Source organism: Clostridia bacterium (assembly GCA_019683875.1).
Taxonomy (GTDB): Bacteria; Bacillota; Sulfobacillia; order RBS10-35; family Bu92; genus Bu92.
Window position 1 is genome coordinate 1 of sequence record JADGHN010000082.1, and the last position, 7,734, is coordinate 7,734.

Annotated in this window: 9 protein-coding genes; 2 read left to right on the top strand and 7 right to left on the bottom strand. The window is 67.3% G+C overall.

Going from position 1 to position 7,734, the window contains the following annotated elements; genetic code table 11:
* The 5 genes from IRZ18_07210 to cpaB form a co-directional block, all read right to left on the bottom strand.
* On the bottom strand, window positions 1-635 hold a 635-nt coding region (locus tag IRZ18_07210; GenBank protein ID MBX5476889.1), incomplete at its 3' end, for a type II secretion system F family protein.
* A complete protein-coding gene (locus tag IRZ18_07215) occupies window positions 632-1,351 on the bottom strand; it encodes a type II secretion system F family protein (protein ID MBX5476890.1) in 720 nt (239 codons plus the stop codon). The genes IRZ18_07210 and IRZ18_07215, both read right to left, overlap by 4 nt.
* Window positions 1,348-2,589, bottom strand: coding sequence for a CpaF family protein (locus tag IRZ18_07220; GenBank protein MBX5476891.1), 1,242 nt, complete (start codon window positions 2,587-2,589; stop codon window positions 1,348-1,350). The genes IRZ18_07215 and IRZ18_07220 overlap by 4 nt, the downstream gene beginning before the upstream one ends.
* Window positions 2,586-3,926: an AAA family ATPase gene (locus IRZ18_07225; protein MBX5476892.1), complete on the bottom strand. Its 1,341-nt coding sequence runs from the start codon at window positions 3,924-3,926 to the stop codon at window positions 2,586-2,588. The genes IRZ18_07220 and IRZ18_07225 overlap by 4 nt, the downstream gene beginning before the upstream one ends.
* Complete coding sequence (gene cpaB / locus IRZ18_07230) at window positions 3,916-4,581, bottom strand: Flp pilus assembly protein CpaB (GenBank protein MBX5476893.1); 666 nt, start codon at window positions 4,579-4,581, stop codon at window positions 3,916-3,918. Before cpaB ends, IRZ18_07225 begins: the two co-directional genes overlap by 11 nt.
* Before the next feature lie 149 nt (window positions 4,582-4,730).
* Here cpaB and IRZ18_07235 point away from each other — a divergent pair, with 149 nt between their 5' ends.
* Window positions 4,731-6,113, top strand: coding sequence for an S-layer homology domain-containing protein (locus tag IRZ18_07235; GenBank protein MBX5476894.1), 1,383 nt, complete (start codon window positions 4,731-4,733; stop codon window positions 6,111-6,113).
* On the opposite strand, the gene IRZ18_07240 is transcribed toward IRZ18_07235, so the two are convergent.
* On the bottom strand, window positions 6,110-6,289 hold the full coding sequence (locus IRZ18_07240; GenBank protein MBX5476895.1) for a hypothetical protein: 180 nt from the start codon (window positions 6,287-6,289) through the stop codon (window positions 6,110-6,112). The genes IRZ18_07235 and IRZ18_07240 overlap by 4 nt on opposite strands.
* 794 nt (window positions 6,290-7,083) lie before the next feature.
* On the opposite strand from IRZ18_07240, the gene IRZ18_07245 reads away from it, so the two are divergent.
* Complete coding sequence (locus IRZ18_07245) at window positions 7,084-7,326, top strand: hypothetical protein (protein ID MBX5476896.1); 243 nt, start codon at window positions 7,084-7,086, stop codon at window positions 7,324-7,326.
* 21 nt (window positions 7,327-7,347) lie between these two features.
* On the opposite strand, the gene IRZ18_07250 is transcribed toward IRZ18_07245, so the two are convergent.
* A partial coding sequence (locus IRZ18_07250) for a type II secretion system F family protein (protein ID MBX5476897.1) occupies window positions 7,348-7,734 on the bottom strand: 387 nt, incomplete at its 5' end.

Here is a 7,734-nt window from a genome sequence, read left to right on the forward strand (position 1 = left end):
GTGAGCTTGAAGGGCAACGCGTCGGCCTGCTGGATTCGCCGCAGCCTCTGGCGCTCTCGAGAGCGATCGGCCTCGGCCCTCAACACGTCCGCAACCGGCGCTCCCAACGCTTCCGCCGCAACGAGGGCGCGAGCCAGCGCCGCGCCCTCCTGGGCCTGCAAACGCAGGCATGCCGCATCAAGCTCTGCCAGGAAATCCGCGCCAAGCTGGGCTCGCTCGACGGCTTGACGGACCGCGCGCGAAAGCGCGCCGGACCCTGCTGCCGCCGCCTGGGCCAGCGCTTCCCGTGGCGACAGACCTCCAGCGGCAAGGCAGGCCGCAAGGTCGAGTACGTCCGGCGCCTCATCCTCGGCGCTTCGCCGCAGGCGTTCCTTGACGACCCTCGCCGACACCCGACCCGCCGCCCACGGGAGCAGAAGGGTGACGGCCGCGGGGACGAACCGACCCGAAGCGCCCATAATGACGGCCGCAGCCACGAGCATGGGACCCGGCCACGTCGTGCCGTCATGCGTCCGCAGCAGCAGGTCGCGCCACCGGTGCTTCCTCTCCGACAACCGCTCCGACGCCGGAATGAGGAACCGTCCCAACACCAGCGCCGCCGCGGCGGCCGCCACCGCCACCCCAACCGCCGTCACGGGCGATGCACCGTCCGGACGCTCGGCCGGATGCGAATGCCGTGTAGCGGAGAAAGGAGGACCACGCAGCAGGCGACCCCCAACGCCCAGCTCACCCCCGCGTACAGGAGCGCGGCGTGTCCGATCCCGGTCCGCCAGAGCGGTTCCGCCATGGCGGGCGCCCATCGGGACAGTCCGAGGAGGAGCAAGGGAGGCAGAGACGCCAGCAAGGCTGCGCTGTACCGGGCTTCCGCGCTCCGCGCGGCCATCTCCCGGTGCACGAGGCGTCGCCGCTCCAACGCCTCAGCCATCACGACGAGCATCGGCGCCAGCTGTCCACCCGTGCGGCCGTGCACCTGGAACACGCGCGCCACCGCCTGGCCCTCGTCACCTTCAGGCGCGAGCACAGACTGCAGCGCGTCTTCGAGCGGGGCGCCCAGATCGTACGCCTCGACGGCCTGGCGCAACCGCGCTCCCAAACGACCGTTCCCCGACGCATGACGCAACGCCATGGGCAGGTCGAGCCCGCTGCGCAGCCCCGCCGCGATGTCGAGCAGCAACGAAGGCAGTTCGCCCGTCGCCCTGGGGCGCCGCCCGAGCCTGATCGACGCGGTCCGGCGCCTCGGGTGCAACCGCCGCAGTACGAGCGTCTCCGCGGTCCGCTCGAGCAGAACGGAGCCGCCGGCGGCCGCGCCCGCAGCGGCGGCCAATGCGGTCATCACGCCGAAGACGTTCATCCTCCGGCCTTCCTTTCCCGGCCTGTCCCTTCTGCGGAGTGGCAGCGCCGGTGGAAGGCGTCGACCGCCGGCGCAACGACGTACGCAGGCCCTCCGTCCTCGGCGATCGACAGGGGCTGGCAGCGGCCGTCCCTCACCTCGCACACGAGCGATACGCGTCGTCCTCCTTCCGGATCGCGCTCCAGGAAGACGACGAGATCCACGGCGCTCTGCACCTGCGCCCGAAGGATGTCGAACGGCACTCCCTCGCCGGCCAGCGCCGCCAGCGTGGCGAAGCGGTCCAGCGCGTCGACCGGACCGTTGGCGTGAAGGGTGCACAAGCTGCCGCGGTGCCCGGTGTGCCAGGCCTGCAAGACGTCAAACGCTTCCGCGCCGCGCATCTCGCCGATGACGAGGCGGTCCGGGCGCATGCGGAGGGCATTGCGCACAAGATCGCGCAGGGTGACGGCGCCCTGGCCCTCCACGTTCGGCGGACGGCATTCGAGGGCGACAACGTGCTCGACAGGCAGTCGCAGCTCCGCCGCGTCTTCGATCGTGATCACGCGTTCGTGCGGCGCCACGGCACCGCACAGCGCATTGAGAAGCGTCGTCTTGCCGGAGCCGGTGTTGCCGGCGATCAGCACGTTCATCCGCGAGCGCACGGCGCGCGCGAGGGTGGCGGACATCGTGACGGACAACGCGCCGCGCTGGACGAGCTCGTCCAGGCTGGGAAAGGTGCGCCCGAACCGGCGGATCGTCATGCAGGGCGAATGGATGGCGATCGGAGGCAGCACCGCATGGAACCGAGAGCCGTCGGGAAGCCTTGCGTCCACGTACGGATGAGCCGCGTCCAGCCGCCGGCCCGCACCAGCCGCGATCCGTCGGGCGACCTCGACGATGTGCGCTTCGTCACGGAAGCGCGCCTGAGTGCGTTCCAGGCGTCCGCCGCGTTCCACATAGACGGCGTCCGGGGCATTAACCATGATGTCGGTGACAGCCGGGTCCTCCAGGAGCGGCTGCAAGGGGCCGTACCCCAGGAGCTCTTCGGCCAACCGGGCGACCCTGTCGGGGGTGGACGGCTGGCCCTCCTGGGCCACCGCGCTTGCGATCGCCTGTTCGAGATAGCGCCGGGCGCCCGGATCGCGACGGGCAGCCGCCACCACCTCCCCAGCGCCGGCGAGCGCGGCGCGCACGCGATCCAGGGTATCGTCGCCCGTCGCCATCGACGAAACGTTCATCCGTTCGCGCAGAGAGCTCATCCGCGCAACCTCCTCTGAAGCGAGCTCCACAGGGCCCATCTCGCCCGCTGCGTCTCAGGCGCCGCATGGCCGCACAGGTCCGCGGCCATTCTGCGGATGGGGTCGACGAGGGCCGCCGGCTTGCCCCGCCACACGAGCGGCTGCCCGTCGAACACGGCGTTTTCGCAGGAGCGCACATCCTCGGGCAGGACTGCGGCCGGCGCGAGGCCGAGGTAACCTTGAACGCCGCCGACCGACACCGGGCTTCCCGCCGTTGCGCGGTTGACGACGAGGCGCAGATCCCCGTTCACGGGCAGGGACAGCTGGCGCAGCAGGCTCAGGAACATCCGCGTACGGTGAAGCGACGCGGCGTCCAAGGAGCTGACGACCAGGGTCACGTCGGCGCGCTCGATCACCTGGTACAGGACGTCCTGCGCGGCATCCGGAGCCGTGTCGACGACGACCCAGCTGAAGTGCTTCCGAGACCAGTCCAGAAGGCGGATGACATCCTCCGTCGTGACGTACTGCGCAAGGTCCGGCCGGGCGGGCCCTCGCAGAACGCGAACTCCGCTGATGTGGCGGGGCAGCTCACGGTCCAGGCGCGGTCGATCCAGCGCCTCCAACTTGGGGAGAAGGTCCAGAAGAGTCGGCCCGCCGTCCAAGTCGAAGTGGACGCCAATGTCGGATGAGGACAGATCGAGATCCGCCAGAAGCACGTCTTGCCCCAACACGGCCAACGCGACGGCCAGATTGGCGGCGATGGTCGTCTTGCCGACACCGCCCTTCGGGGAGCAGACCGCGAGAACGCGGCTGGTGGCGCGCGAGTCCGCCGATGCCGCCGACCGTGTCCCGACGGGCCAACCGCCTGCCCGAAGCTCTCGCAGCCGGGTCAGTCGGCCCGGGGCGTCCGGATCCCCGCCCTGCAGTCGCCTTGTGGGCATGTCCGACTCCGGCGCAGCGTCGGCTGCGGGGGGATTCTGCGCCGGTTGTTGACGGCGGTACTCGTGCTGTGTCTGGCTCAGCCACTGGGCCCACGCCACGATCTCCAGCGGGTCGTAAGGCTCCGGAAACAGGCGGCGGTGTCCTCCGCTGCGCTCCCAGCCCGGAATGGGCGGCGTGTCTTTCGCGACGATGACCGCGGCCGCGAACGTCGCCGGATCCACGGCCGACAGATCCTGAGGAATGTCGAGCACGCGCCAGTCCAGCACGTACACGTCGGCCATCAGGGCGGTCAACGCCGCACGCGCGAGCGTCCGATCCGTCGTCGCTCCCACGAGCTTCAGCCCCGGCGAGTCCGCAACGTAAGCGGCCAGCTCCCGGTCCGCCGAGACCACGAACACGCGAAGGTCAGGAGCCACCGGACATCACCGCCTCTCCTTGAAAGAGAGAGCGCTCGTCGACCCCGGCCGTGGGCTCCGCCGCAGGTTCATATGAGTCCAGCGCGACGAACAGGCGGCCGTTCGCGAGCCCATAAGCGATGCGCTCCGCCTGGTCCGGGCGAACGGCCACGACGATGGCGTCCACGTCCGCCGGTTGGCCGAACGCGGACGGCGCCTCCTGGACGCCGATGACCTCGATGCCCCGCACCAGAAGGCGGGACAGGCTCAAACCTTCCAATTTGGAACTGACGTAGACGAGGTCGACGAGATCTCCGACCCGGATGGGCGGCAAAGGCTCGTCCCCCACGGGGACGGCGAACCCCTGCATTCCCGGAGCCAATGCCGCCCGCACGCCACCGTCCCGCGGATCGGACGACAGCATCGTCTTCATCAGCGGTTGTCCCGCCGCCACCGGTTGAAGGCTGTAGCGGTCGGTTGCGTCACTCAAGTTATGGAGGGCACCGGGTGGAACCCAACGCACCGGCCACTGTGACACCCTCACGTCCCCGGGACGGACAGCCTGGTGCGCGGACAGGTCGCGAGCCGCCACGATGACGGGGACGGTGGCGGACAGCGCACGGAACTGGAAGAACACGAACAGTCCGGCGGATGCGGCGAATCCGACCAGCGCCACCTCCTGCCAACGAAACGCCCTGCGCAGCGAAACCGCCTCCTCACTTCCAGATTCTGTGAAGGAGGATTCGCGCCACGGTCTGGAACTCCTTCCCAGCAACTGACAGGACTACCAATTTTTGTGTGGAACATCTTGTCGAGGTGATGGGAGTGAGCGGATCGGGAAGGCGTGCATGGCGCGCGGTCTGGGTCGCTGCGCTGATCGTCTTGGTGACCGTGCGGCCGGCGGCGGCGGGAGAACCCACATCGCCTTGGTACGACGATGTCCCGTCAAGCGACTGGGCGTACGACGCGATTCACGACCTTTGGAGCGTCGGCGTCACGGACGGTTGGTCCGTCCATCCGTACGGATCGCGGCCGTGGGTGCGTGTCGAACGGTTCGAACCGGACGCGGAAGTGGAACGTGTGCACTATGCCGTCATGCTGGCCAAGGCCTTCGAACTCACGCCCCAAGGCGGGGCTTTGCCCTACGTCGACGTGCCGTCTTCATTTCTAATATATGGTAAGTTCGATGCCGTTCCCTGGCTCGTGGCCGCGTATCGAACGGGCATCCTGCCCGATGGGCGCACGCCCTTCGCTCCGAGCGCGGAAATCGAGCGTCAAGACGCCGTCGCGTGGCTGATCCGAGCTCTCGGCCTCGAGGGGTATGCTCGTTCGCTCTCATCATCGGATGTCGACGCGCTGCTTTCCGGCTTCCGTGACGGGTGGCAGGTTCAACCCGCCCTCAGGCAAGAGATCGGGGCCGCCATCCGGCTCCGGATTCTGCGGGGATACCCCGACCGGACGCTTCGTCCGCGGTCTTCGCTCACGAGAAGCGAGGCGGCGACGGTGATCTACCGCTCCGCGTGGGTTCGCCTGGAGGCCGACCCCAACCCGTTTTCGCCCGACCACGACGGCATCGCGGATGTCGTCTCGATTCACGCCCACTCGTTGCAAAACGGAAACCTGGCACAGTGGCGAGTGTGGGTCGAGGACAGCCAGGGCGAGACGCTTCGCACGCTCAGCGTCGTCCCCGCGGGCGCGAGCCGGGTCGTCGCCATCTGGGACGGGCGCGACGACGCTGCTCGTCCGCTCGCCCCGGGGGTCTACTACGCGCGCGCGGAGATCCGGTCGTACGTCGCGGAGCCTCGCACCTCGACTCCCCTGCCAATCCGGCTTGAGATGAAGCGGCTGGACGCGTCGCTGCACCCGAGCCGCGTGCCACCCGACACGGACGTGACGATCCTCGCCTCAACGTCCGCGCCGGCCGCTCGCATTGACGCCGTCACGCCGTGGGGGCACGTCGCGCTTCATCGTTCAAGCGATGTGGGCGGATGGGAAAACTGGTGGGCGTCCTTTCGCGTTCCGAAGGGGGTCGCGCTCGGAACCTACGCGGTGCGCGTCGAGGCAGTGTTTACGGACGGAGGGCGGAGATCCGCCAACCTGACGTTGGAGGTCGTGCCGCCCCCGGGCTCGACGCCAGAGGACTACGGCCGGCAGCGGTTGCCGAGCGTGCGCATCGCCCTGACGGGCGCGGACCCCTTCGCGCCCTAGCCCGTCCAATGCGGCAGCCGCGCGGTCGGCGCGGCCCCGTGCTGGCGGCGCTGCAGGCGCATCTCCCCCGCCTGGATGCGCAGCACCCGCGTGAGCGACGCGCCCAGCCGCTCCGCCTGGAGGATCGCCGCCACCACGTTGCGTACCTCGGGAAGGGCCATATGAGCGGAGTTCACCCAGCCTGAGCTCTTCGAACGGTACCGTTTGTATCATTTTCCATCAGACTCATCTGGAGCAGCTGATCTCCGTTTGCTCGTAGAGGAGATAGAAGAGGTGTGATGGCGCGGGTCTGCAAACAGCCGAGACCGACGCGGGGATGAAGGCCTACGGGAGGAGTCTGGGTTGGCGTGGTCAGCGGTTTCGTGCTCGACCTAGACGTCCCCAAGTACGCTACTGGTTGCATGGTGATGACATGTCACAATCTGGTGTGAACCCAGCTAAGAAGGACGGCTTGGATGCGAGGGGTCATTGTTGCAGCGCAACTTCAAAAGAGAGGTCCTGGCACACATGCCCGATGGAAACGTTTTACCGCCATTATTTTTTCCAGTCGTCAGGAAGCCATAGGTTTAACGCGTAGATTATCTGGCCCAACCCGACCAGAATTGCAATTATGGAAAGGGTCGATCCAGCATACCACACCAACGATGTCATAAGAGCGCTAACGAGAATCACCGGAGCCGATTTGTATCTAACACCTAAAATGGTCAAAATAATTGAAGCGATTGAACCTCCCCATGTAGCGTAAATGGCAACTGTCTCATTCATCGAAGTCCTCCTAAGCTCGAAGCAGACGACTCAAAGGAGGAGGACATAGGCGTTGTCCTCCTCCTTTCATTGTAACTACGGGTTATAGTAGAGCGACGTCCAATAATGCAATTGAGTTGAGCACCCATGGCTGGCCCACGTGTCAACGCCACCTGTCGCGGTGCCATCATACCAACCCCGTACTTATGTATGTTGGTCCGCTTCCATGCTGAACGAGCTGCTGGGCGCGTATTCCCGGGTGGTCACCTTCATCCCCGAACGACGAGACGCACCCATCGAACTGCTCCATCTAGGGTTTCTGTATCGCGTGGTGCCGGAGCTTCGTGACGCATCCGTGAAGAAAGACGCCGACGGCGTCGACTCTCTGGGCGCCGAATGGGTGCCAGTGTGCGGGCTCAACCCTGACACCGCGTCGCCGTTGGTGTTGCGAGCCTTGGACTACATTTAAGATCTCCTGCTCCTGCAAGGCTCAGAACAGCGTATCGACGATGCGGATCAACGCCGGCCCGAGGAGCACGATGAAGATGGTCGGGAAGATGAACAGCACCAGAGGAAAGAGCATCTTCACGGGCGCGCGGAGCGACTGCTCCTGCGCGCGCTGGCGGCGCTGCAGGCGCATCTCCTCCGCCTGCAGGCGCAGCACGCGGGTCAGCGAAGCACCCAGCCGCTCCGCCTGGAGAATCGCCGCCACCACGTTGCGCACCTCGGGAAGGGCCACCCGCTCCGCCAGCTGGCCGAGCGCATCCTCGCGGCTCGCGCCGACGCGCGTCGCCTTGAGGTACGCCTCGAACTCCTGCGCCACGGGACCCGTGAACTTGGAGGCGACCTTGCCGAGGGCGCCGTCCAGGCCGAGGCC